Source organism: Brevundimonas diminuta ATCC 11568 (genome assembly GCF_000204035.1).
Lineage (GTDB): Bacteria > Pseudomonadota > Alphaproteobacteria > Caulobacterales > Caulobacteraceae > Brevundimonas > Brevundimonas diminuta.
Genome location: NZ_GL883086.1, coordinates 324,803 through 349,334, shown reverse-complemented (window position 1 = coordinate 349,334; position 24,532 = coordinate 324,803). Strand labels below are relative to the sequence as shown.

The window sequence follows — 24,532 nt, the reverse complement described above, 5'->3', positions numbered from 1 at the left end:
GGGCCAGCGATCCGCCTGCGCCCGCACGTCATCGCGAAGACTGTCAATTAACCGGGCCGCAAGGGTTCGCTTCCCCACGGGCGGGCGTATAAGACCCTGCCCTATGGACCCTGCCTCTATGACCTCCCCTTCCTCGACCGTCGTCACCCGCTTCGCTCCCTCGCCCACAGGCTACCTGCATATCGGCGGGGCGAGAACTGCGTTATTCAACTGGCTGTACGCCAAGGGGCGCGGCGGCAAATTCCTAATCCGCATCGAGGACACCGACCGCGAACGTTCGACCGACGAGGCGGTGAAGGCCATCTTCGACGGCCTGTCCTGGCTCGAACTGTTCGGCGACGAAGAGCCGGTCTTCCAGTTCGCCCGCGCCGACCGCCACCGCGACGTGGTCAATGAACTGCTGGCGACCGGCCACGCCTATCGCGACTTCCTGACCGCCGACGAGACCACGGCCCTGCGCGACCAGGCCAAGGCTGAAGGCCGTGACTTCGTCTCCCCCTGGCGTGATCGCGAACCGAGCGTCGACGATCTGACCAGGCCGCACACGGTGCGCTTCCGCCGCCCGCTGGATCAGGCCGTCGCGGTCGATGACGCCGTCCAGGGAACCGTGCGATGGGAATCGGCGTCGCTGGACGACCTGGTGATCCTGCGCTCTGACGGGGCGCCGACCTACAATCTGGCCGTGGTGGTGGACGACCACGACATGGGCGTGACCCACGTCATCCGCGGCGACGATCACCTGAACAACGCCGCCCGCCAGAGCCTGATCTACGACGCCCTGGGCTGGACGCGGCCGACCTTCGCCCACATCCCCCTGATCCACGGCCCGGACGGCGCCAAGCTGTCCAAGCGCCACGGCGCCCAGGCGGTGCACGAATACGCAGACATGGGCTATCTGCCCGAGGCCATGCGCAACTATCTGGCCCGCCTGGGCTGGGCGCACGGCGATGACGAACTGTTCAGCGACGAGCAGGCCCTGGCCTGGTTCGACCTGACCGGCGTCAACAAGGCCCCCGCCCGCCTGGACTTCGACAAGCTGGCCCACGTCAACGCCCACTGGCTGCGCCTGGCTGACGACGATCGCCTGGCCAAACTGACCCTGGACGCCCATCTGGGGCGCGGCCGCGCGTTGCAGCCGGACGACGAGGAACGGCTTCTGCGGGCCATGCCTTTCGTCAAGGATCGCGCCAAGACCATCCCCGAACTGGCCGATCAAACGGCATTCGTGTTGCAGGCGCGTCCGCTCGCGTTGAACGAGAAATCGGCCGGTTTGCTGCAGGGCGAAAGCGGTCAGCGAATTTCACGACTGCGTGAACGGCTAGGTCTTTTCCAGAGCTGGGACGTCTTCGCCCTGGAAGCCGAACTTAAGGCCTTTGCCGAAGAAGAAGGCGTAGGCTTCGGAAAAATCGGGCCTTCCATGCGCGCCGCCTTGACGGGCGGCTCGGCGTCGCCAGATATCGCACGCACTCTTTGCGCGCTCGGGCGCGACGAAAGTCTCGGACGCTTGGATGATGCGCTGCAACAGACTAAGTGATCACCCATAACCAACTCAGGCCGTCCGCCTCCCCGCGCGCCGGTCGAAAGAAGAACAAGGGGCCTAGATGACTGAACAAGCGAAACCCGCCGGCTCGGCGACCCTGTCCTACCAGGACAAGTCCATTGAGCTTCCCGTCCTCTCCGGCTCGACCGGCCCGGACGTCATCGACATCCGCAAGCTGTACGGCGGCACCGGCGCCTTCACCTTCGATCCCGGCTTCACCTCCACGGCGGCCTGCGAATCGGGCCTGACCTATATCGACGGCGATGAAGGCGTCCTGCTGCACCGCGGCTACCCCATCGACCAGCTGGCCTCCAAGTCCAACTTCCTGGAAGTCTGCCACCTGCTGCTGCACGGCGAACTGCCGAACGCCGCCGAGTTCGAAGAGTTCGAGCAGAGCGTCACGCGCCACACCATGCTGCACGCCCAGTTCGACCGCTTCTTCGAGGGCTTCCGCCGCGACGCCCACCCGATGGCGATCATGGTCGGCACCGTCGGCGCCCTGTCGGCCTTCTATCACGACAGCCTGGACATTCATGACCCGGTCCAGCGCAACATCTCGGCCATCCGCCTGATCGCCAAGATGCCGACGATCGCGGCCCGTGCATACAAGTACCACATCGGCCAGCCCTTCATCTCGCCGCGCAACGACCTGTCGTACGCCGAGAACTTCCTGCGCATGTGCTTCGCCGTGCCGGCCGAGGACTATCACGTCGACCCGGCCCTGGTGCGCGCCATGGACCGCATCTTCATCCTGCACGCCGACCACGAGCAGAACGCCTCGACCTCGACCGTCCGCCTGGCCGGTTCGTCGGGCGCCAACCCCTTCGCCTGTATCGCCGCGGGCATCGCCTGCCTGTGGGGCCCGTCGCACGGCGGCGCCAACGAAGAGGCGCTGAACATGCTGAAGGAAATCGGCACCCCGGACCGCATCCCCGAATTCATTCAGGGCGTGAAGGACCGTAAGTACAAGCTGATGGGCTTCGGCCACCGCGTGTACAAGAACTACGATCCGCGCGCGAAGGTCATGCAGCAGTCGGCCTATGAAGTGCTGGCCGCCACGGGCCGTGAAAACGACCCGCTGTTCCAGGTCGCCAAGGAACTGGAACGCGTCGCCCTGCAGGACGAGTACTTCACCTCGCGCAAGCTGTTCCCGAACGTCGACTTCTATTCGGGCATCACCCTGTCGGCCATGGGCTTCCCGACCACCATGTTCACCGTGCTGTTCGCCCTGGCGCGCACCGTGGGCTGGATCGCCCAGTGGCAGGAAATGATGGCCGATCCGTCGCAGAAGATCGGTCGCCCGCGTCAGCTGTACACCGGCCCGACCGAGCGCGATTACGTGCCGCTGGCCCAGCGCGGCTAAGACGTCGCCCAGCGCAGAATGCAGAAACGCCGGGGCGAAAGCTCCGGCGTTTTTCTTGGCTCTTGCGCAAGATCAACGCGCGGCAGCCATGAACCCTGGCTAAGGTATCCCCCTGCCCATCATCGACAAGGAAGGCGACATGCAAGGCTATCTGGACGACATCGAACGCGCGACGCTCGACAATGAGGACTATCGCCGGGTGCTCTACACCGGCCGTCACCTGCAACTGGTGTTGATGACGCTCCAGCCCGGCGAGGAGATCGGCGAAGAGGTCCACGAGGGCCACGACCAGTTCTTCCGCATCGAACAGGGCCAGGGCCAGATCGTGATCGACGGCCTGTCACGCCCGGCAGAAGCCGAGTCCGGCATCATCGTGCCGGCCGGCGCCCGTCACAACCTGATCAACACGGGGACCGAGCCGCTGAAGCTCTACACCCTGTACGGCCCGCCCGAGCATCGCCACGACGTGATCCACCCGACCAAGGCCGACGAAGCCGAAGAGCATTTCGACGGCACGACGTCGGAATAGGATTTCAAGATAAAGGGAGTGGTAGGCGGCGACGGGTTCGAACCGCCGACCCTCTCGGTGTAAACGAGATGCTCTGACCAGCTGAGCTAGCCGCCCACATCATCCGACTCATCATCGGGACAGGCTTCATGCCCTGTGACGGTCAGCCGTTCAAGGCGCTTTTCAAGCCTTCGCCGGGACGAAAGCGCGCGGTGCGCGAGGCCGGACGAGCGATCTCTTCGCCGGTCTGAGGATTGCGGGCCACCCCCGCCTTGCGGTCCACGGCGACGAAGCTGCCGAAGCCGACCAGGCGCACGTCGCGTCCCTGAACCAGCGAGCCTGTCACCTGATCGGTGAAGGCTTCCAGCGCCAGCTTGGCCTGGTCGCGGCTGATGCCCGCCGCCTCGGCCATGCGGCCGATCAGTTCCGTCTTGGTCATGTCTGCGGCTCCCCTCGCGAAACGAAGCGCGCACTTAAGCCTCTGTCGGCGGGCGGGTCAAAAAGAAGGCGGTCCGGGTCGCCCCGAACCGCCTTCCTTCATCAGATCAGAGACCCGGCGTCAGTGGCTGACGCTGGCCCCCTCGCCCGCCGTCGGGGCGGGCGGCGTCGGCGTCATCGGCTCGGCCGCCTCGTCCCACTCGACAGGGGTCGGCGTGCCCGTCAGGGCCCACTTCAGCGCCTCATCGGCGGTGGAGATCGGCACGATCTCCAGGGCGGCCTTCACGTTTTCGGGCACGTCCTCCAGGTCTTTCTCGTTCTCCTGGGGGATCAGCACGGTCTTCACGCCCGAGCGCAGGGCCGCCAGCAGCTTCTCCTTCAGGCCGCCGATGGCCGTGACCCGGCCGCGCAGGGTGATCTCGCCGGTCATGGCGATGTCCTTGCGGATCGGGATGCCGGTCAGGACCGACACCATGGCCACCGTCATGGCCACGCCGGCCGAGGGGCCGTCCTTGGGCGTGGCGCCGTCGGGAACGTGGACGTGGATGTCGGTCTTCTCGAACACCGGCGGCTTGACGCCGATGCTGAGCGCGCGGCTGCGGACATAGGACGCCGCCGCCGAGATCGACTCCTTCATGACCTCCTTCAGGTTGCCAGTCACGGTCATGCGGCCGCGGCCCGGCATCTTCAGGGCTTCGATGGTCAGGATGTCGCCGCCGAACTCGGTCCAGGCCAGGCCCGTGACGATGCCGACCTGATCTTCCGCGTCCGTCTCGCCATAGCGGAACTTCTTCACGCCCGCGTATTCGGCCAGCTTGGCCGCATCCACGGTGATCGAGGCCGCCTTGGTCTTGGCCATCTCGCGCACCGCCTTACGTGCCAGACCGCCCAGGGCGCGCTCCAGCGAACGCACGCCCGCTTCACGCGTGTAGTAGCGGATCAGGTCGCGGATCGTCTCATCGGGGACGATCAGCTCATCTTCCTTCAGGCCGTGGTCCTTGAGCTGCTTGGGCAGGACGTGGCGCTTGGCGATCTCGACCTTCTCGTCCTCGGTGTAGCCCGAGACGCGGATGACCTCCATGCGGTCCAGCAGGGGCTGGGGCATGTTCAGGCTGTTGGCCGTGGTGACGAACATTACCGGCGACAGGTCGTAGTCGACCTCCAGATAGTGGTCGCCGAAGGTCGAGTTCTGGGCCGGGTCCAGCACTTCCAGCAGGGCCGAGGACGGGTCGCCGCGCCAGTCGGCGCCCAACTTGTCGATCTCGTCCAGCAGGACGAAGGCGTTGGTCGTCTTCGCCTTCTTCATCGACTGGATAATCTTGCCGGGCATGGAGCCGATATAGGTCCGGCGGTGGCCGCGGATCTCAGCCTCATCGCGCACGCCGCCCAGCGACATGCGGACGTATTCACGCCCCGTAGCCTTGGCGATGGACTGAGCCAGCGAGGTCTTGCCAACGCCGGGAGGGCCAACCAGGCACAGGATCGGGCCTTTCAAGCTGCCGGTCCGCGCCTGAACGGCCAGATACTCGATGATCCGTTCCTTGACCTTCTCCAGGCCGTAGTGATCCTCTTCGAGGATGTCCTCGGCCTTCTGCAGGTCGATGGCCTTGGGCTTGGTCTTCGACCACGGGATCGACAGCAGCCAGTCGAGGTAGTTGCGCACCACGGTTGATTCCGCCGACATCGGCGACATGTTGCGCAGCTTCTTCAGCTCCGCCTCGGCCTTGATGCGGGCCTCCTTGGACAGGCGCGTCTTCTTGATGCGCTTTTCCAGCTCCAGCAGTTCGTCGCGCGCGTCGTCGGTCTCGCCCAGCTCGCGCTGGATCGCCTTCATCTGCTCGTTCAGATAGTACTCGCGCTGGGTCTTCTCCATCTGCCGCTTCACGCGGCTGCGGATCTTCTTCTCGACCTGCAGGACGCTGATCTCGCCTTCCATCAGGCCATAGACCTTCTCCAGCCGGGTCGGGATGACCACGGTTTCGAGCAGGGCCTGCTTGTCGGCGATCTTGACCGACAGATGGGCGGCGACCGAGTCCGCCAGCTTGGACGGATCGGTGATCTGGGGGATGGCGCTGAGGGCCTCGGGCGGAACCTTCTTGTTCAGCTTCACATAGTTTTCGAACTGCTCGATCACGGCGCGCAGCAGGGCTTCGCTCTGCGACGGATCGCCTGCCTCATCGTCGATCTCGACGGCTTCGGCTTCGTAATAGTCCTCACGGTCAGTGAAGCGGGTCAGGCGCGCGCGCGACTTGCCTTCGACCAGCACCTTCACGGTGCCGTCCGGCAGCTTCAGCAGTTGCAGCACCGTCGCCAGCACGCCCGTCGAATAGATGGCGTCCGTCGCCGGATCGTCATCGACAGAGTTCTTCTGGGTGGCGAGCAGGATCTGCTTCTCGCCCTTCATGATCTCGTCGAGGGCGCGCACGGACTTCTCGCGCCCGACGAACAGGGGCACGACCATGTGCGGAAAGACGACGATGTCTCTCAGCGGCAGGACAGGGAGGATTTTGCTCTCGGTCATGATGCGTACTTTCCGGGGCCTTCGTGAATCTCAGACCCGCCGAACCGATCCGACTTGGCGTGACTGCCGCCTCGTCTCGACTCGACCCGCTATTTTTGAGCGGCTTTCGTGTGAGTATGTGGTTCTGTCTGGACGCGGTTCAAGCGTAACGGGGCGGCGGCCCACAGAAGCGTGAAAAAGCGTGTGATTTCAGCCGACGCCTAGGGCGTCCCTGAAACGATGAAGGGGCGGCCCGTGGCGAGCCGCCCCTTTTCGTTTGGATCGGACCTCAGCGTCAGGCGGCGCCGTCGGCCGTCTTCTTCTTGGTTTCCGAATAGATCAGCAGCGGCTGGGCCTTGCCGTCGATCACCTCAGCGTTGACCACGACTTCCTCGACGCCCTCATAGGTGGGCAGTTCGAACATGGTCTCCAGCAGCACGCCTTCCAGAATGGAGCGCAGGCCGCGGGCGCCGGTCTTGCGGGTGATCGCCTTCTTGGCCACCGCCGACAGGGCGTCGTCGGTGAAGGTCAGCGTCACGTTCTCCATCTCGAACAGGCGCTTGTACTGCTTGACCAGGGCGTTCTTCGGCTCGGTCAGGATCTTGATCAGAGCGACCTCGTCCAGATCCTCCAGCGTCGCCAGGACCGGCAGACGACCGATGAACTCGGGGATCAGGCCGAAGCGCATCAGATCGTCAGGCTCGACCTGCTTGAGGATTTCGCCGGTGCGACGCTCGTCGATCTCCTTGACCTTGGCGCCGAAACCGATTGAGGCCCCCTCCCCGCGCGCCGAGATCACCTTCTCCAGGCCGGCGAAGGCGCCGCCGACGATGAACAGGATGTTGGCGGTGTCGACTTGGAGGAACTCCTGCTGCGGATGCTTGCGGCCGCCTTGCGGCGGCACGGAGGCGACGGTGCCTTCCATGATCTTCAGCAGGGCCTGCTGCACGCCTTCGCCCGACACGTCGCGGGTGATCGACGGGTTGTCCGACTTGCGCGAGATCTTGTCGATTTCGTCGATGTAGACAATGCCGCGCTGGGCCCGCTCGACGTTGTAGTCCGACGCCTGAAGCAGCTTCAGGATGATGTTCTCGACATCCTCGCCCACATAACCGGCTTCGGTCAGGGTCGTGGCGTCGGCCATGGTGAACGGCACGTCGATGATGCGCGCCAGCGTCTGGGCCAGCAGCGTCTTGCCCGAGCCGGTCGGCCCGATCAGCATGATGTTCGACTTGGCCAGCTCGACGTCGTTGTTCTTCGTCGCGTGGTTCAGGCGCTTGTAGTGGTTGTGGACGGCGACGCTCAGCACCTTCTTGGCGTGGCTCTGGCCGATCACATAATCGTCGAGGACGTCGCGGATCTCCTTGGGCGTGGGCACGCCGTCCTTGGAGGTCTTGAAGGCGATCTTGTGCTCTTCGCGGATGATGTCCATGCACAGTTCGACGCATTCATCGCAGATGAAGACGGTCGGTCCGGCGATCAGTTTGCGGACTTCGTGCTGGCTCTTGCCGCAGAACGAGCAGTAGAGCGTGCTTTTGGCGTCTGTGCCGGCGGCTTTGGTCATAGACCCTTCTCACTATCCGCAATCCGCCCCGACATTGGGACGAAAAGCGCTTCCTTCACGATCGATCCAGGGAATCTATCATCGAAGGTCTTCAAAAAATGACAATCACCCATCACACGTTCCGCCACAACCCCGTTGCGGCGCCGCAGCGCGCTTCGGAGAACGGACAGGACAGATAATATGGGGATCACGGCTAATGTCTGACATGGGAAGCGAAAAAGCCTTTCACCAGTCCCCTGCCCCCGGCCAGGCCATCGTCGCCTTCGACTTCGACGGCACCCTGACGATTCGCGACAGCTTCACCAGCTTCCTGAAATGGCGCGCCGGGCCCCTGCGCTGGATCCAGGGCCTGACGCGCCTGATCCCCGCCGTCTTCGCCTATCTGGGCGACCGCGACCGGGGCCGCATCAAGGTCGCCTCGGTGCGCGAGTTCCTGATGGACGCAGACCGCAAGGCCCTGGAGGCCGAGGCCGAACGCTTCGCCGCCGAGATCTGGCCGCGCTTCATGCGCCCCGACGCCCTGGCGACATGGGAAGACTGGGGCCGTCGCGGCGCCCACCGCGTCATCGTCACCGCCTCGCCCGAAACCACCGTCGCTCCCTTCGCCCGCAGGCTGGGCGCCGAGAACCTGATCGGCACCCGCCTGGCCTTTGACGAGCAGAATCGCGTGCTGGGAACCTTCGTCGGCGGCAATTGCCGGGGCGAAGAGAAGATGCACCGCCTGCGCGCCGTCTACGGGTCGGACATGGAGCTGGCCGCCGCCTATGGCGACACCTCGGGCGACGCCCAGATGATCGCGGCAGCCGAGGAGAAGGGCTACCGCGTCTTCACCGCCCGCCCCTGACCACAGCTTAACGAAGCTAGCGCGCGCGCAGCGCCCAACCTCGGCCCCAGCCCGACCCTCAGAATGCTCGGCGCGCCGGGGGCCGGGCCAAGCAGCGCCAAAAATATTTGCGTATATTGTATCTGATTTTTAGCCGTGTTTTTCTTCGGTTCAGACCGTCCGGCAAGGACGGCGAGACCTCGGGGGAGGGAAAACATGATCGTAGCCGTTCTGCTGACGGCGCTGGCGCTGCTGGCCGCCTATTACGCCGTTCAACTGGTCCGCACGGCTAGGGCGCGCGGCGAGCTCAGGCCCAAGGCCGAAGGCGTGGCCATCGGCGCCGTCGCCAACTTCTTCGACGCCCTGGGCATCGGCTCTTTCGCGCCGACGACGGCCTGGCTGCGGTTCCGCAAGCTGGTGCCTGACAGCTTCCTGCCCGCCGTGCTGAACGCGGGCCACTGCCTGCCCACGGTGATGCAGGGTCTGGTCTTCATGAAGCTGATCCAGGTCGATCCGGTGCTGCTTATCGCCTGTATCGGCGCCTCGATCCTGGGCGCCGTGATCGGCGCGCCCATCGTGCTGCGTCTGCCGGTGCGCGCGGTGCAGATGGTGGTCGGCGCGGCCCTGCTGATCGCCGCCGTCCTCTACGCGATGACCAATCTGAACCTGATGCCGGCGGGCGGCGAGGCGGTGTCGCTGGAGGGAAACCTGTTCATCGTCGCCATCCTCGCCCACCTGGTCATGGGGGCGCTGATGAGCTTCGGCATCGGCCTCTATGCGCCGTCCCTGATCATGCTCAGCCTGATGGGGATGAACCCGACGGCGGCCTTCCCGATCATGATGGGCGCCTGCGCCTTCCTGATGCCGGTGTCGAGCCTGCGCTTCATCAGAAGCGAGCGCATCGACCTGCGCCTGGTGCTGGGCATGGCGATCGGCGGGATACCGGCCGTGCTGCTGGCCGCCTTCGTCATCACCTCCCTGCCGCTGACGGTGCTGCGCTGGGGCGTGGTGGTGGTGGTCCTCTACGCCGCCGCCAGCCTGCTGACGACCGCCCTGAAATCAGCGCGTCCCGCCGCCGCCCCCGCAGATATCAAGGAGAGCTGAGCCCCCTCGGTCAGGAAGCCTTGCGTTCGACGGCTTCGGCCGCGTCCAGCTCGAACTCCTCGCGCAGGTCACGCAAGGTGTGCGCAAGGTGCGCGTTCGCCAGGCGACGCACGGCGTCGGCGTCCCGATCCAACCACGCCTGCAGAATCTCGCGGTGTTCGACCTCGGCCGTCAGGTGGCGGCCCTTGTGCTCCAGGTGCTTGCGGACGTAGCGGTCCGCCATGACATGCAGTCGGGCGGTGATCTCGGCGGTCAACACTCGCTGGCCCGGCTGCACCAGCGCCATGTGGAAGGCGCGGTTCAACGGCCCGACGCTAGGCAGATGAGCGGCCGCCGCCGCATCCAGTTCGACCAGCACGCGCTGGGCCGTCGCGCGCTGGGCGTCGTCGGCGATGAGGCAGGCCTGGGCCGCCGCTTCCGGCTCCAGTTGTAGGCGCAGTTCATAGATTTCCTCGGCCTCAGCCGCGCTCATGCCGCGCACAAAGAAGCCCCGGTTGGCGTGCGACACCACCAGACCGTCCTGCTCCAGCCGCACCAGGGCTTCGCGCAGGGGAATCTTGGATACGTTCAGTTCAGCCGCCAGCGAATCCTGTCGGATCGGCACCTCCGGCGCGATCGCGCCGGACAGGATCATGTCGCGCACCACCTCCGTCAGGCGGTCGGACAGGGTGCGGACTTCAAGCGGAGCTGCGGCCATGCGGTTCATCAAATGGAAAAGGCTGGGCCGGTCGCCCAGCCCAGCCATAACCCGCAAAGTCCGCAATTACGATGTGGAATACGTCACACCACCTGGAAGCCGGCCCAGAAGGGATCGCGGCGATCCACCCAGATGGTGTTGAAGCCTGTGGCGATCGCCGATCCCTCGATGGAAGGCACGATCGCCTTGTGCTCGCCCACCGTCGTCTCCGCCTCGACCCGGCCGATGAAGCGGCTGCCGATATAGCTTTCATGGACGAAGGCGTCGCCGACCTTCAACCGCCCCTTGGCGTGCAGATGGGCCAGCCGCGCCGAGGTGCCGGTCCCGCACGGGCTGCGGTCGATGGCCTTGTCGCCATAGAAGACGGCGTTGCGGCCGTCGGCGCCCTGCCCTTTCGGCCTGTCGGCCCACAGGACGTGGCTGACGCCGTTGATCGACGGCTCGTCCGGGTGGACCGGATGGAAGGCCGCCCGCACCCGTTCGCGCACCAGGCCGCTCAGTTCGATGATGCGGCTGGCGCCCAGATCATCCAGCCCGGCGTAAGCGCCCTGCGGCTCGACGATGGCGTAGTAGTTGCCGCCGTAGGAGACATCGACGCTCAGCGGACCAAGGCCCGGAACCTCGATCTCGATTCCTTCCGCCGCCAGATAGGCCGGGACATTGCGGATGCGCACCGAGGTCACGCGGTCGCCCTCGGTCTCATAGGCGATGTCCAGAACGCCCGCCGGAACCTCGACCTTCAGCCGCCCCGGCGTGCGCGGCCGGATCAGGCCGTGCTCGATGCCGAAGGTGATCATGCCGATGGTCCCGTGGCCGCACATGGGCAGGCAGCCGCTGGTCTCGATGAAGAGAATGCCCGCGTCCGCATCCGGCAGGGTCGGCGGATACAGGAAGCCGCCGCTCATCATGTCGTGGCCACGCGGCTCGAAGCACAGCGAGGTGCGGATCCAGTCGTAGCGGCTGAGAAAATCCAGCCGCCGCTCAGCCATGCTGGCCCCTGACAACAGGGGCGCGCCGCCGGCGACCAGGCGAACCGGGTTGCCGGCGGTATGACCGTCAATGCAGAAGAAGACGTCGCGCATTCAGTGTCCCGATCAGACGATCTTCACGGCCTTGCCCGAGCCGATCGGGCGCGTTTCCGCCGCCTTCTCGACCATGGCGATGACCTCGGCCCGGCGCGCGCCCGCCAGCGGCATGCGCGGCATGCGGACCCGCTCGGTTCCCCGGCCCATGATCGTCTCGGACAGCTTGATCGACTGAACCAGATCCGAAACCGAATCCAGGTGCAGCAGCGGCATGAACCAGCGATAGATCTCCAGCGCGCGGGCGATGTCGCCATCCTTGACCGCCCTGACCAGAGCCACGGACTCTTCGGGGAAGGCGTTGGTCAGGCCCGACACCCAGCCCTTGGCGCCCAGGATCATGCCTTCCAGCGCCACATCGTCCAGACCGACCATGACCGCGTAACGGTCGCCCACTTCGTTGAAGATGTCGGTGATGCGTCGCGAGTCCGGGGCGCTTTCCTTCAGGGCCACGATGTTCGGCACGTCCGACAGACGACGCAGGTCGTCGTTGTTCAGCGTCTGACGATACATCAGCGGGTTGTTGTAGAGCATGTTGGGCAGGCCGCTGGCCGCCGCCACGGCGCGGAAGTGGGCCTCAAGCTCCGCCTGCGTCGGCACATAGACCATGGCGGGCAGCACCATCAGGGCGTCCACGCCGATGTCCTCGGCGTCCTTGGCGTAGCGTTCGGCCCGCGCCGTGGTCAGTTCGCTGACCCCGGTGATGATCGGCACGCGACCGTCGGCGACCTCGACCGCCGCCTTCAGCACGGCGCGCTTTTCCTCGGGCTCAAGCGAGTTGTTCTCGCCGACCGTGCCCATGACGATGATGGCGTCGACGCCGTCCTTGATCAGGCCGTCCAGCACCGTCTGGGTGGCGTCCAGATCGACCGCCAGCCCCTCATCGAATTGCGTGGTCGCCGCCGGGATCACCCCGGTCCAGTCCAACTTCGCCCCAGCCATAAGATACGCCTCCTCAAACAGATTTAGTTTCGTATACGATATCTGATCTGGAACGAAGTCAAGCGAAGTTCGCCTATCCGGCGCTGTAACTGGTCTTGGTCAGGGTGAAGAAATCGGCCGCCGCAAAGCCCTGCTCGCGCGGGCCGTAGGACGAGGCCTTCGTGCCGCCGAACGGCACGTGATAGTCGACGCCCGCCGTGGCCAGATTGACCATGGTCATGCCTGCCTTGGCGCGGCGCTGGAAATCGCGCGCGTGCTTCAGCGACTGGGTGACGATACCCGCCGACAGGCCGAACTCGACGCCGTTGGCGACGGCCAGCGCCTCTTCATAGTCCTTGACGCGGATGGTCGAGGCGACCGGGCCGAACACCTCTTCATTGTTGATGCGCATGGCAGGGTCGGTGTCGGCGATCAGGGTCGGTTCGACGTACCAGCCGGGCGCCTGGCGGTTCAGGCGACCGCCGCCCGCGACGACGCGCCCGCCCTCCGACGCGGCGATGTCGATATAGCGATAGGAGGTCTCGCGCTGCGCCTCGCTGACCGCCGGACCGACCTGGGTGTCGGGATCAAGGGCGTTACCGACGCGCAGGGCGGCGACCTTCTCAGCCAGCGCCGCCACGAAGCGGTCGTGGATTCCATCCTGCACGATCAGGCGGCTGGAGGCCGTGCAGCGCTGCCCCGTCGCAAAGAAGCTGCCATCCAGAGCAATGTTCACCGCCCGGTCCAGGTCGGCGTCGTCCAGCACGATCAGCGGGTTCTTGCCGCCCATCTCCAGTTGCACCCGCGCCTGACGCGCGGCGGCCCCGGCGGCGACGCCCGCGCCGACCCCTTGCGAGCCGGTGAAGCTGACGCCTGCCACATCCTTGTGGTCGACGATGGCCTGCCCCACCCGGCCGCCGCCGATGACCAGGTTCAGCACGCCCTTGGGCAGACCCGCCTCATGCAGGATGGCGACCAGGGCTTCAGCCGTCGCGGGGGTATGGCTGGCGGGCTTGATCACCACCGTATTGCCGAAGGCCAGCGCGGGCGCCGCCTTCCACGCCGGAATGGCGATAGGGAAGTTCCACGGCGTGATCAGGCCGAACACCCCGACCGGCTGGCGATAGGTCTGCACCTCCACCCCCGGCCGGGTCGAGGACAGGTTCTGACCATGCAGGCGCAGGGCCTCTCCGGCGAAATATTTCAGGATGCGAGCGGCGCGCGCCGTCTCGCCGATGCCCTCGGCCAGGGTCTTGCCCTCTTCACGCGACAGCAGACGGCCAACCGCCTCGCGCCGCTCCATCAGCAGCGTCCCGGCCCGGTCCAGCACGTCCGACCGCACCTCGGGCGAAGCGCCCGCCCAGCCGTCGAACGCCGCCGAGGCCGCCGCCACCGCCTCATCGACCTCGGCCGCCCCGCCTTCGGGCGCCAGGGCCACGACCTCACGCGTGTCGGACGGGTTCAGGCTCTCGACCGTTCCGGCCCCCCGGCGCTCGCCGTTGATCCAGTGGCTCAGTTCGATGGTCGCAGTCATGGCGTGTCTTTCGTCCGTGCGTCGGTGTCGTCAGAAGATAGGAAAGAAGTCAGAAGCCCAGGGCCTGAATCTGATCATAAAGCACCTTGGGCGTGCGCACCCCATGCTTCAGACTGCGCGCCCGCGCTTCATAGCGGCGCTGCGACGGCAGCCGCGCGCCCTGATCCGCGAAGGCGGCGAACAGGGCCTCGGCCCGTGCAGCGTTCGCCTCGGCGTCGCCGCCCCCCATGATGGCCGGATCAAAGGCCAGGATCAGCTCGCCATGCATGGGCGCCGCCTTGGCGCCGTCGTCAAAGGCCATCGACTCGCGGCTGGTCAGATCGCCGATCAACGGCCCCGCCATCAGCTCGATCATCGTCGACAGGGCCGAGCCCTTATGTCCGCCGAAGGTCAGCATGGCCCCGTCCAGCGCCGCGCGCGCATTCGTCGTCGGCCGCCCTTCGGCGTCCACGCCCCAGCCCTCGGGGATCGGCTTTCCGGCGATGTCGTGCAGCGCCATGTCTCCGCGCGCGATGGCGCTTGTGGCGAAGTCGAAGACGTAGGGATACGGCCCCGGCCGCGGCCAGCCGAAGGCGATCGGATTGGTGCCCAGCAGCCCTTTCCTGCCGCCCGCCGGCGCCACCCACGAATGGCTGGGCGTCATGGCCAGCGCCGCCACGCCCATTTCCGTCAGTTGCTCGATCTCGGGCCACAGGGCGGAAAAATGGAAGCAGTTGTTGATGACCAGCGCCGCCACCCCGATCGCCTTGGCCTTCTGCGCCAACAATGGTGCCGCCCGCTCGAACGCCAGCAGGGAATAGCCATGACGCGCATCGACCCGCACCAGAGCTGGCGACGCATCCTCGATCACCGGCTCCGCATCCAGCGACAGCTTGCCCGAGCGGATCGTCATGACGCACCCCGGCAGCCGGTAAAGCCCGTGCGAGGCGCACTCGTCCCGCTCGCCCGCCGTGATGGCGCGGGCCACCGCCTCGGCGTGCGGTTCCGACAGCCCTGCCCCCATCAGCACCCGCCGCGACAGGGCGAACACCTCGTCAATCGACAGGGCGACCGTCTCCTGGGCCTCAAACACGCTCACATCACTCTCCCGACCTTGAATCGTATACGAAACTGCCGGTGCGCATGGAAAACATCAAGCCCAATCGCAATACAACCGGCGCTTGACGTCGGCGCCGTTCAGCTTCACCACTTCATTATCAGATACTGTATCCGATTTTGAGGGGGAGAAACCTATGAAGCGCCTATCCGCCCTGGCCGTGCTGCTGATGACCAGCGCTGCGCCGCTGGCCCTGACGCCCGCCTTCGCTGAAACCGCACCAGCGGGGCCTGCCGCTGCCGCCCGAACTTCAGCGACAGCCATGTCCGCCGAGGTCTACCGCAGAGCCGAGGCGGTCCTGCCGCAGCATGTCGATGAACTCATCTTCGGGCTCAGCGTCCGGCCGCAATGGATCGGCGAAGGCTCGGAGTTCTGGTTCGAGCGGCGAACGCCCGGCGGACGCGACTATGTGCAAGTCGATCCTCTTTCGGGTCAGACCCGCCCCCTGTTCGATCATGATTTTCTGACTGCCCGACTGGCGGCCGCCACAGGCAAGCCGTTGTTGCGTCAAAACCTGGAGCTCAAACGCCTCAAGGTCGATACTGAGACCCGCCGTCTGGAGTTCGCCCATGACGGCCGTAGCTGGCGCTTCGATCCCGCCACCGGGGTCGTCGAGGCGATCGACGAAGCGCTGGACAAAGACAAGGGCGTCGAATCTCCCGACGGCCGGTGGCGCGCCGTGGTGCGCGGCGGCGATCTGATCCTGATTTCAACAGCGGACAACGCCGAGCAACGACTGACCCAGGACGGCGCCGCCTCGCCCTACGCCACCCCGCTGATCAACCTCAACGACATGGTGGCCCAGGGCACGTCAGCCCCCGTGGTGCGCCCAGCGATCCGATGGTCGCCCGACTCACGCTATCTCGCCACCTACCGCATCAACCGCGAAGAAGCGCGACGTCTGTCGTTGGTGCAGTCCACGCCCAAGGACGGCGGACCGCCGCGCGTTCTGGACTACCTCTACCCCTTGACCGGCGACACTGAGACGGCGTCGGCGCAGGGCTTCATCTTCGAAGTCGCCACCGGCCGCAGCATTCCCATGCAGACCCCGGCCCGGCCTATCCTATACTATGGCGGCCCCTATTATGAATGGAGCGCCGACAGCCGCGCTGTCTTCGAGCGCTTCGCCGTGCGGGGCTACGGAGCTCTGCAACTTCATCGCATCGAAGCCGAGACCGGCGAGACGCGTCTGCTGACTGAGGATCGTTCTGACACCTATGTCGACTTCTACGGCCACCACTGGTCCTATGATGACAAGTCGGACACCCACTATTGGACGGCGGATCCAGACGGCTTCGCCCATATCTACGCCGTCGATGCTAGGACGGGCGAACGGCGACAGATCACGTCCGGCGACTGGCGCGCCCGATCCGTGGCGGGCGCCGATCATAAGGCCAAACGCCTGTTGATCATCGGCTCGGGCCGCGAGACCGGGCGCGATCCCTATCTGCGACATCTCTATTCCGTTCCCACGACGGGCGGACAGCCGCGTCTGCTGACGCCCGAGGCGATGGACCACGATGTCTCGGTCTCGCCTGATGGCCGCTTCTTCGTGGACAACATGTCGACGATCGACCAGCCGACCCTTTCGGTGCTGCGCCGATCCAGCGACGGGCGCATAGTCATGGAGTTGGGTCGCGCCGACATCAGCGCCTATGTGGCCGCCGGCTATCGGCTGCCCGAACCGTTCCAGACATTGGCGGCCGACGGCGTGACGCCGATCTACGGCGCCCTGTTCAAACCCGCAGACTTCGACCCGACCAAACGCTATCCGGTCATCGAGGACATCTACACCGGGCCCCACCATGTGATGACGCCCAAGTCCTTCGAGGCCGCAATGACCTCGCGCAACGCCAACTCCATCGCCCAGTTGGGCGTCATCTCCGTGACCATCGACGGCCGCGGCACCTGGGGCCGTTCGCGCGCTTTCCAGCAGGTCGCCTACAAAAATCTGCATGGCGTTGGGCTGGAGGACCACATCGCCGGAATCCGCGATATCGCCTCCCGCAACCCCTGGATGGACGTCGAGCGCGTCGGCATCTACGGCTTTTCGGCCGGGGGCTATGACGTGGTGCGCGCCATGACCCGTCATCCCGAGTTCTACAAGGTCGGCGTCACCGCCTCTGGCAACCACGACAATCGCCTGGACAAGGCGGTTTGGAACGAACAGTGGATGGGGACGGAGCTTGGCTCCCTGTACGATCAGAACTCCAACATCACCTGGGCGCCCAGGTTGGAAGGTCAGTTGCTGATCGCCCACGGCGAACTGGACGAGAACGTGCCGCCCTTGGCTTCGCTGCGGCTGGTCGACGCCCTCATCAAGGCGAACAAGGACTTCGATTTCCTGATGGTGCCAAACGCAGACCACTATCTGGACGCCGTGCCCTACTACCAGCGCCGACGCTGGGACTTCTTCGTGCAGGAGCTGCTGCACCAGACCCCTCCCCCGGCCTACAAGATGCGCGCCTTCGACTGAGGAGGCACACAACCGAATAGAAAAGGCGGGTCCATCAACCCGCCTTTTTCATGTCTGGATGCATCGAAAAACAGAAAAAGGGGCGGTCGGCGCCCGCCCCTTTCCCGGCGTCAAGACTGGGGAACTTGCGCCTACTGTCCGCCGAAGCGCCACTTGGCGCCCAGGAAGAAGAAGCGACCGATCAGGTCGTCCATCCCCAGGTTGCCGCGCGCAGTCGAGGGGTGATCACGCGGCCCTTCGTTGAACAGATTGCGGATGCCGGCCGTGAACCGGACGTCCATCGGCGTGTCCACCGCGACCGACAGGTCGTGATACCAGACCGATGGAATGTTGTAGTAGCCGCCGATGTCTTCGGCCGGGTTCGGCAGCCGGTTGTTCGTCACCGTCTCATCAACGAAACGGCTGGACCAGTTCACCTGGATCGGTCCGCGATAATAGGTGGCGTTCAACATGCCGCGCCACTTAGGATTAGCCGCCTCGCCGGCATAGTCGAAGGCGGTCTCCTCGCCCGTAGCCACATCCCGATCAATGAAGATGTTGTGCTTCAGGTAAGAGGCGACGCCCTGCAGGCTGATGCGCCCCAGGTCGCCGTCGCGCCGCAGAAGATCGGCCAGCTCAGCGTGATAGGTGGCCTCGAAATCGACGCCCTCCACCTCGAACGAGGCGACGTTGATATAGCTGTCGAGCACCTCATACAGATTGCCGTCCGGCCTGCGGGTCAGCATGCCGCAGAACTGGTTATCCAGCGACGGCAGGTCGACGCAGTTGTCGACCGTCTGCTGGGCGCCGATGCGGGAGATGCCGCCGTCCAGCTTGATCTTGTAGTAATCGGTCGAGAAGGCGAATCCCGGCAAGAAGCGCGGACGCACCACCGCTCCAACCGTCATGGTGTCGGCTTCCTCGACATCCAGATCAGGATTGCCGGTGCTGAACACCAAGGTGGTCATGCGACGCGTGTTCGGATCCCAGGTGACGGGATCGAAGCCCAGGGCCAGACAGTTCTTGCGCCGGTTTTCCGTACCGCTGTCCAGCAGATTGGGGTCGCAGGGGTCGCTCAGCCCCGCGGCGCCACGGCTGCCCGGATTGAACATCTCGCCCAGCGAGGGCGCGCGCACGGCGGTCGCCTTGGTCAGGCGGAAACGGATATCCGGAATCGGCGCCCAAGAGCCGGCCAGCTTCCAGGAATCGACGCTGCCCGCACGCTCATAGTCCGACAGACGATAGGCCCCTTCGATCTCCAGCGAGTGGACGAAGGGCTTGTCGCGCACCAGGGGGACCAGAACCTCGGCAAAGGCCTCACGGACGTCGTTGCTTTTCTGAATCGGCGAAAACTGGCTGGCGAAAAAGCCGAGCGCATTCTCCCAGACGTAGGACGGACGGAAATCGATCTCGTCCTTGCGGTATTCAGCGCCCGCCGACACCTTCACCGCCCCGGCGGGCAGTTGGAACAGATCGCCCGCGATCAGCCCCTGGATCAGGGTCTGGCTGGTGTCCGTGGTCGAGGTGTGATCGGCGCGGATGTAATCGATGGCTTCAGCAGAAATCGTGTCTTGGCCGAAGATGTTCACAGGGACGCAGCCCCGCGCCCGCGCCTCGACGCTACGACAGACGATGTCGCCGCTGGATGGGTCGCGAATGGCGTCCAAGGCTTCAAACCAGCGCCCGTCGATACGGTCGTTCAGATTGCGATTGGTCGTCTGCGACTTGCCGTATTCGAAGACCGTAGACCATTTCCAGGTCTCGCCGAACTCACCTTCCAGCCCGGCGGCGATGCTGTAATATTTGCGGTTCATGTCGGTGCCGCGCATGCCGAACTCGTCGTGCGATCGGGCGTACTGCATAGAATCCTCGCCCGCAGCGACCAAGCCGTTCCGCACCGCCGTAGGCATGAAGGGGTTGTCGATGGAAACCGCCCCGCTCCAAGAATCGAACACCGCGCTGATGCGGTCGCGGGCGGTGATGTCGGAGAAGACCGCTTCGGTGAAGACCTTCAGCTTGTCCGTCAGACGATAGTCGGCCTTGGCGTAGACATTCGTCCGCTCCAGCGGCGCGACCAGGGTGTCGGCGTTCTGGTTTCCGCCCTCTTCCGTGGAATAGGAGCCGTCGATCACCCCCCGCTCACCGGCCTTCAGCGGACGGAAGGTCTGGGTGGCGGAATCAAAGATGACATCCGTCCAGGCGCCGTTCTCACCGAACGGCAGATAGCTCGTCGGCGTGCCCAGCGCGAAATAGGCGTAACGCAGGTCGCGCATGGGAATCCGCGCAGGGATGCCGTCGGCAGGCCCCGTATTGGCGGGGTTCGACACGAAGCGATAGGCTGTACCCAAACCCCGGTCGCCGCGCGTCAGTCCCCCGCTCTCGGTGCGGCTGACGTGCAGAACGGCGTTGCCACGCTCATAGTTGACTCCGGCTGTCAGGCCATAGGTCAGGGTGTCGTAGTCGCCGCCCTCGTCCGAACCGTACTGAACGTTGGCTTCGAAGCCGTCGAAATCATCCTTGAGGATCAGGTTGACCACGCCCGCCACGGCGTCTGCGCCGTAAACGGCCGAGGTGCCGCCCGTCTGAACCTCGACCCGCTTCACCAAGGCGGCGGGAATATTGCCCAGGTCAAAGGCCAGGAAGTTGGAGTCGTCCGGCGTGCCGGCCCTGCGGCGGCCGTCCACCATCGTCAGGGTGCGGCGGACGCCCAGGTTGCGCAGATTAACCTGGTTCAGACCGATGTTGCCGAAGCTGTAGCTGGTGTTGGCGTTCGATAGGCCCGTCGCCACCTGAGGCATCTCGTTCAGAATCTCGGCGATGTTGGTGATGCCCTTCGCCTCAATCGTCTCGGCCGTCATGGCCATGGTAGGCGTCGGCGCGTCCAGCCCGCTGCGTTGCAGGCGCGACCCCGTGACCACGATCTCATCGACCTGCGCCGGCTCATCGCCGACAGGCGCGGCGCTCTGCGCCAAGGCGGCCATCGGCGCGCCGATGGCGCCCAGGCTCACGCCCGCCGCTAAAACTCGTCTCCTCCAGCGCCCCGTGATGGCGCATGGCGTCTTACTCGCATTCATAATTGTCCCTCCCCTGAGAGCTTCTTAAGAGAGCGAATAAGGTATACGATATACTGATGTTGTCTAGCGCGCCTGACGCCCGCCTCTTCGGCGCTGTTCGCGCACCCGCAAAACGGCATGGCGGCGACAACCGTCGTCCGCCAACGTCCCACAAGAGCTCGCTTTATTTTCGGCCGCGCCGCCGCCCCATGACCCAAAGCGCCAAGGCGCTCAGGCCTGCCCCCGCCAGACCCGCCACGCCAAAAAACAGTACGCCCGGCACAGGCGTCGCTGGCGGTTCAGTTGAAGGTTTGGCCTTCGGGCTCTCGCCCTGCCCCTTTCAAGAGGCAGACACCAGGCCCGCGTCGGTCAACTGCAATCGACGCAGATCAACACCCATCTCGTTACGGAACCGCGCAACAGCCGCATCGCCCAGACGCCGCATCATCGCCTGATCGCCCCGCTGCATCGCATCCACATAAGTCGCTTGCTGCACCAGGAAGTTCAGCATCAGCACCTCGGCCATCTCCTGACGCCCCGCATCGCCCAGTCGCGCCACGGCGGGCGACCCGCCGATAACCCCGCGCACCTGATCGCGAACGGCCAGCGCCTGGGTCCGGTTGTTGTAGCCCTGATTGGCCATGATCCAATTGAGAATCCAATAGGTCGCCATGGCGTCGGCCAGATCACCAGTACGCAGGCCATCCTCACGCACGATGCCCGCCCAACTGGCGATCGGGTCGCCGCTCTGAAAAGCTGAACGCGTCCGCTCAGCGGCTTCGCGCCCTGCCGTGCGCTCGATGAAGTCAGCAAACTGAGACTGAACGCGCGTCGATACAGCCGGCGTCGAGCGATAGGTCGTAGCCGCTGCGACACGGCTGCGCTCAGGCGGTCGCGGCTCAGAAGGCGGCTCCGTCATATTGTCACGCATGGCGGCGTGCATCTGGTTCATTGCGTCCGCGGTCGCAAAGCCCTGAAAGGCGTAGTCCTGGGCGCGAGCCATCGGCGCGCTTGCCACCGCGCAAGCCATGACCGCCATGACCGCCAAATACTTCATAGCAAGCATCCTAACTCTGGCGTCGCCGACGCATTACGGCCCAGACCGCCGCAACCAACAAGGCTCCGGTCGCCAATCCGGCCGCCCCATAGGCAAGAAGGCCCGAAAACGACGGATAATGCGAAACTTCAGACGCGGGATTGGCCTTCGGGCTGTCGCCCTGCCCCTTTCAAGAGGCGGCCGTGAACCCGCTCCCGCCCAAACGCAATTGGCGAAGATCCACGTTCATCTCATTACGGAACCGCGTCCTCGCCGCATTCTGCAAACGACGCTGCATCGTCGCGTCATTGGCCCGCATGGCGTCTTCATAGGCGACGCTCTGGGCGATGAAATTCAGGATCAACGCCTCGGCCATCTCTTGCTTTTGCGCATTGTTCAGAGCGCCAAACTGAGCGTTACTCGTCATGTTCTGCCGCACCTGCGCCTTTACGGCTTGAACCTGCGAGCGATCCACCGAACGAACGTCGTTGGCGATCTGCCAGTTCAACACCCAATAGGCCGTCATGGCGTCCGCCACATCGCCCCGGCGCAGACCATACTGGGACACGTGCCCGCCCCAGCGAGCGAAGAAGTCCTGATCGTTCATCGCAGCAGCGATCCCGGCCCCGTCCCCGCCCGTCGAACGCACGAAATCCGCGAACTGGCGTTTGACGCGCTCCGTAACGGCAGCCGAAGCCTGATAGGTGGTTGCATAGGCGCCCGCCCGAGACGCGCGGGCGCGCATAGCGGGATCACTCGGCGCAGCCCTTTCGCCGCGCTCCCGGTTGATGCCCATCTGCGCTTCCATCAGAGTATTATTCAGGATGGTGTTGGCGATATCGGCCGACAGATTACCGCTGCTGAAAGACGGCATATAGTCCTGCGCTTGCGCCATCGACGCACCCGCCAACACACAGGCTACGACTGCAGCTCTCCACATCTGCTTCATCGCGCTTCTCCTAACTTCGGCGCCGCCGATGCATCAGCGCCCAGACCGCCGCCACGAAGAAAGCTCCTGTCGCCAATCCAGCGGCCCCATAGGCAAGAAGGCCCAAAGACGACGGATAATGCGAAACTTCAGACGCGGGATTGGCCTTCGGGCTGTCGCCCTGCCCCTTTCAAGAGGAAAAGCCCGTCTCGGTCAGTCGGATACGTCGCAAATCGACCCCCGTCTCATTTCTGAATCGCGCGACGGCAGCGCTTTGAAGTCGACCCTTTATCGCCGCGTCATTCGCCTTCATAGCGTCTTCATAGGCAACGCTCTGAATGATGAAATTGAGGATCAGAGCCTCTGCCATTTCCTGCTTTTCAGCATCGTTCAAACGGCTGAATCCAGCGTCCGCCCCCATGCCTGCAAGAACCTGACGCTTGACCGCCAGCACCTGACTGCGGCTCACATCGGTCACATCATTGGCTATCTGCCAGTTGATCATCCAGTAAGCGGTCATGGCGTCGGCGGCATCCCCGCGACGTAAGCCATATGACGATACGTGACGCCCCCAACGTGCAAAAAAGTCCTCACGCTCCATGGCCACCGCCAGTCCGGCCGCGTCCCCGCCATTGCGTCCAACGAATTCAGTAAACTGGCGTTTCACTCGCTGAGTAACTGCGGACTGAGCACGATACGTCGTCTGCACGACAGGCTCAGCGCGGCGCGGCGCGGCAGCAGCGCCAGTTGCGCCCGAACGAGCCCCGGAGGTGTTCAGCGGAAGAGGCGTTATAGCGACCGGATAGGCGACCGCTTCAAAGCTGCCCATCGGCATATAGGATTGAGCGATCACAGGATAAGTCAGCCCCAAACTCATGACACCGATCATCGGAATCAATGACTTACAGAAACGTTCAAAATTCATCCTACACAGCCTCTGCTCTAAATCGCCAACGCAGCCACTCCTGAGAGTGGCTGCGAATTTAGCCGACAATCTGTCCCAATCAGCGCGATCGGTCTTAACCGTTCTTGCTAGCCAGGGTTTTATTTCCTTCACCAATCGCCTTCTGCGTATTGTTCAGGGCGTTGGAAACCAAGCCATACTCTTGACCAATACCTTGCATTTCACCCGTCAACCCAGCCAGCTTGGATTGATTGTTCTGATCAATCTTACCGAGCCCGGCGATTTCGCGCGAGATCGCCATCATCCGATCCATCTTCTGATCAAGCACCGAACCTAGAGCGATGCCGAGGCGGACCAGGAATGACTGGCCGTTGGCGTTGCCTACACCGCCTGCCGAAGCCGCCTTTTCATTCTCATTCTTCATGCCGTCGATGATCATGTTCGACATCTTCTGGACGAAGTCTTCGCTCGCACGATGGAATTCGCCAGCCTGATACGGTGTGGCGCCAAACAGATCAGATACGCCCTGAGTCGCTTCCTGAAGATTTGAAGCAACGCCAGCTGGATTACCCGTAGCGCCCGCGAAAGCAGCCTGAGCAAGATCAATAACCGACTGCGGCAACCCCAGTTGCTGGCCGACCTGCTGCAGGATCTGGCTGCCCACCGTTTGCATAACAGTCGAAAGAGCCGCCTGAAGCGCGACAGAAGTGCCGCCCGTGGCGACCGCCAAGGCCGCCGTGCTGACCAGGCTGCCGATGTTGAAGCCGCCGCCGCCGATGCCGAACATGATCTTTCTCCGAATAAGTGTGCGTTTCCGGTTCGCCGGCCAGGCGCCTCGCCCGGAAACCCGACGACCTCACGAAACCACTCGTCCCCTATCCTCGGTAGTCAGGCCGTTCCCCAGCTAGGGACTTCCCTAGCCAGCGGCGCAAGCGCGGCGGAACGCGGGCGGCGACGGCCGCCGTCTGGGCCCGCGCAGCCTCAGC

Annotated in this window: 19 protein-coding genes and 1 tRNA gene; 6 read left to right on the top strand and 14 right to left on the bottom strand. The window is 64.6% G+C overall.

The window, feature by feature from the left end; all coding sequences use genetic code 11:
* Window positions 1–118 precede the first annotated feature (118 nt).
* The 3 genes from gltX (at window position 119) to BDIM_RS05490 (ending at window position 3,432) form a co-directional block, all read left to right on the top strand.
* Window positions 119–1,534: a glutamate--tRNA ligase gene (gene gltX, locus BDIM_RS05500; RefSeq protein WP_003164578.1), complete on the top strand. Its 1,416-nt coding sequence runs from the start codon at window positions 119–121 to the stop codon at window positions 1,532–1,534.
* A gap of 67 nt (window positions 1,535–1,601) precedes the next feature.
* The gene (gltA, locus tag BDIM_RS05495) at window positions 1,602–2,903 is read left to right on the top strand and encodes a citrate synthase (RefSeq protein WP_003164577.1); all 1,302 of its coding nucleotides are present in this window, start codon (window positions 1,602–1,604) and stop codon (window positions 2,901–2,903) included.
* A gap of 139 nt (window positions 2,904–3,042) precedes the next feature.
* Window positions 3,043–3,432: a cupin domain-containing protein gene (locus BDIM_RS05490; RefSeq protein WP_003164576.1), complete on the top strand. Its 390-nt coding sequence runs from the start codon at window positions 3,043–3,045 to the stop codon at window positions 3,430–3,432.
* 19 nt (window positions 3,433–3,451) lie between these two features.
* Here the strand turns inward: BDIM_RS05490 and BDIM_RS05485 are convergent.
* The 4 genes from BDIM_RS05485 to clpX all read right to left on the bottom strand — a co-directional run bounded on the left by BDIM_RS05485 (window position 3,452) and on the right by clpX (window position 7,913).
* Window positions 3,452–3,528 (bottom strand) — tRNA-Val (locus BDIM_RS05485).
* 46 nt (window positions 3,529–3,574) lie between these two features.
* Window positions 3,575–3,850, bottom strand: coding sequence for an HU family DNA-binding protein (locus BDIM_RS05480; protein ID WP_003164575.1), 276 nt, complete (start codon window positions 3,848–3,850; stop codon window positions 3,575–3,577).
* Between the two features lie 120 nt (window positions 3,851–3,970).
* Window positions 3,971–6,370, bottom strand: coding sequence for an endopeptidase La (gene lon / locus BDIM_RS05475; RefSeq protein WP_003164574.1), 2,400 nt, complete (start codon window positions 6,368–6,370; stop codon window positions 3,971–3,973).
* A 274-nt stretch (window positions 6,371–6,644) separates the two neighbouring features.
* On the bottom strand, window positions 6,645–7,913 hold the full coding sequence (gene clpX / locus BDIM_RS05470) for an ATP-dependent Clp protease ATP-binding subunit ClpX (protein WP_003164573.1): 1,269 nt from the start codon (window positions 7,911–7,913) through the stop codon (window positions 6,645–6,647).
* A gap of 196 nt (window positions 7,914–8,109) precedes the next feature.
* Between clpX and BDIM_RS05465 the strand changes: the two genes are divergently transcribed.
* Together BDIM_RS05465 and BDIM_RS05460 are read left to right on the top strand one after the other, a co-directional pair.
* Window positions 8,110–8,757, top strand: a complete 648-nt coding sequence (locus tag BDIM_RS05465) for an HAD-IB family hydrolase (RefSeq protein ID WP_040345134.1) — start codon at window positions 8,110–8,112, stop codon at window positions 8,755–8,757.
* Between the two features lie 195 nt (window positions 8,758–8,952).
* Entirely contained in the window at window positions 8,953–9,840 is an 888-nt protein-coding gene (locus BDIM_RS05460; protein WP_003164572.1) for a sulfite exporter TauE/SafE family protein, read from the top strand.
* A 10-nt stretch (window positions 9,841–9,850) separates the two neighbouring features.
* On the opposite strand, the gene BDIM_RS05455 is transcribed toward BDIM_RS05460, so the two are convergent.
* The 5 genes from BDIM_RS05455 to BDIM_RS05435 all read right to left on the bottom strand — a co-directional run bounded on the left by BDIM_RS05455 (window position 9,851) and on the right by BDIM_RS05435 (window position 15,152).
* The gene (locus tag BDIM_RS05455; RefSeq protein ID WP_040346598.1) at window positions 9,851–10,537 is read right to left on the bottom strand and encodes a GntR family transcriptional regulator; all 687 of its coding nucleotides are present in this window, start codon (window positions 10,535–10,537) and stop codon (window positions 9,851–9,853) included.
* Between the two features lie 83 nt (window positions 10,538–10,620).
* On the bottom strand, window positions 10,621–11,619 hold the full coding sequence (locus tag BDIM_RS05450; RefSeq protein WP_003164570.1) for a 4-hydroxyproline epimerase: 999 nt from the start codon (window positions 11,617–11,619) through the stop codon (window positions 10,621–10,623).
* A 12-nt stretch (window positions 11,620–11,631) separates the two neighbouring features.
* Window positions 11,632–12,561 (bottom strand): dihydrodipicolinate synthase family protein, encoded by a 930-nt coding sequence (locus tag BDIM_RS05445; RefSeq protein ID WP_003164569.1) that lies wholly within the window; start codon window positions 12,559–12,561, stop codon window positions 11,632–11,634.
* A 73-nt stretch (window positions 12,562–12,634) separates the two neighbouring features.
* A complete protein-coding gene (locus BDIM_RS05440) occupies window positions 12,635–14,074 on the bottom strand; it encodes an aldehyde dehydrogenase family protein (protein ID WP_003164568.1) in 1,440 nt (479 codons plus the stop codon).
* Between the two features lie 49 nt (window positions 14,075–14,123).
* Window positions 14,124–15,152 carry an Ldh family oxidoreductase gene (locus BDIM_RS05435; RefSeq protein ID WP_040345131.1) on the bottom strand — a complete coding sequence of 343 codons (1,029 nt, stop codon included), beginning with the start codon at window positions 15,150–15,152 and terminating at the stop codon, window positions 14,124–14,126.
* A gap of 154 nt (window positions 15,153–15,306) precedes the next feature.
* Between BDIM_RS05435 and BDIM_RS05430 the strand changes: the two genes are divergently transcribed.
* Window positions 15,307–17,646 carry a S9 family peptidase gene (locus BDIM_RS05430; protein ID WP_040345128.1) on the top strand — a complete coding sequence of 780 codons (2,340 nt, stop codon included), beginning with the start codon at window positions 15,307–15,309 and terminating at the stop codon, window positions 17,644–17,646.
* 131 nt (window positions 17,647–17,777) lie between these two features.
* Here the strand turns inward: BDIM_RS05430 and BDIM_RS05425 are convergent, their stop codons facing one another.
* The 5 genes from BDIM_RS05425 to BDIM_RS05405 form a co-directional block, all read right to left on the bottom strand.
* A complete protein-coding gene (locus BDIM_RS05425) occupies window positions 17,778–20,633 on the bottom strand; it encodes a TonB-dependent receptor plug domain-containing protein (protein ID WP_003164566.1) in 2,856 nt (951 codons plus the stop codon).
* 385 nt (window positions 20,634–21,018) lie between these two features.
* Window positions 21,019–21,735, bottom strand: a complete 717-nt coding sequence (locus BDIM_RS05420; protein ID WP_003164565.1) for a DUF6683 family protein — start codon at window positions 21,733–21,735, stop codon at window positions 21,019–21,021.
* Between the two features lie 169 nt (window positions 21,736–21,904).
* Complete coding sequence (locus BDIM_RS05415) at window positions 21,905–22,663, bottom strand: DUF6683 family protein (RefSeq protein WP_040345124.1); 759 nt, start codon at window positions 22,661–22,663, stop codon at window positions 21,905–21,907.
* A 169-nt stretch (window positions 22,664–22,832) separates the two neighbouring features.
* Window positions 22,833–23,567: a DUF6683 family protein gene (locus BDIM_RS17415; protein ID WP_143276807.1), complete on the bottom strand. Its 735-nt coding sequence runs from the start codon at window positions 23,565–23,567 to the stop codon at window positions 22,833–22,835.
* 94 nt (window positions 23,568–23,661) lie between these two features.
* Window positions 23,662–24,333 carry a hypothetical protein gene (locus BDIM_RS05405; RefSeq protein WP_003164562.1) on the bottom strand — a complete coding sequence of 224 codons (672 nt, stop codon included), beginning with the start codon at window positions 24,331–24,333 and terminating at the stop codon, window positions 23,662–23,664.
* Window positions 24,334–24,532: the final 199 nt, after the last annotated feature.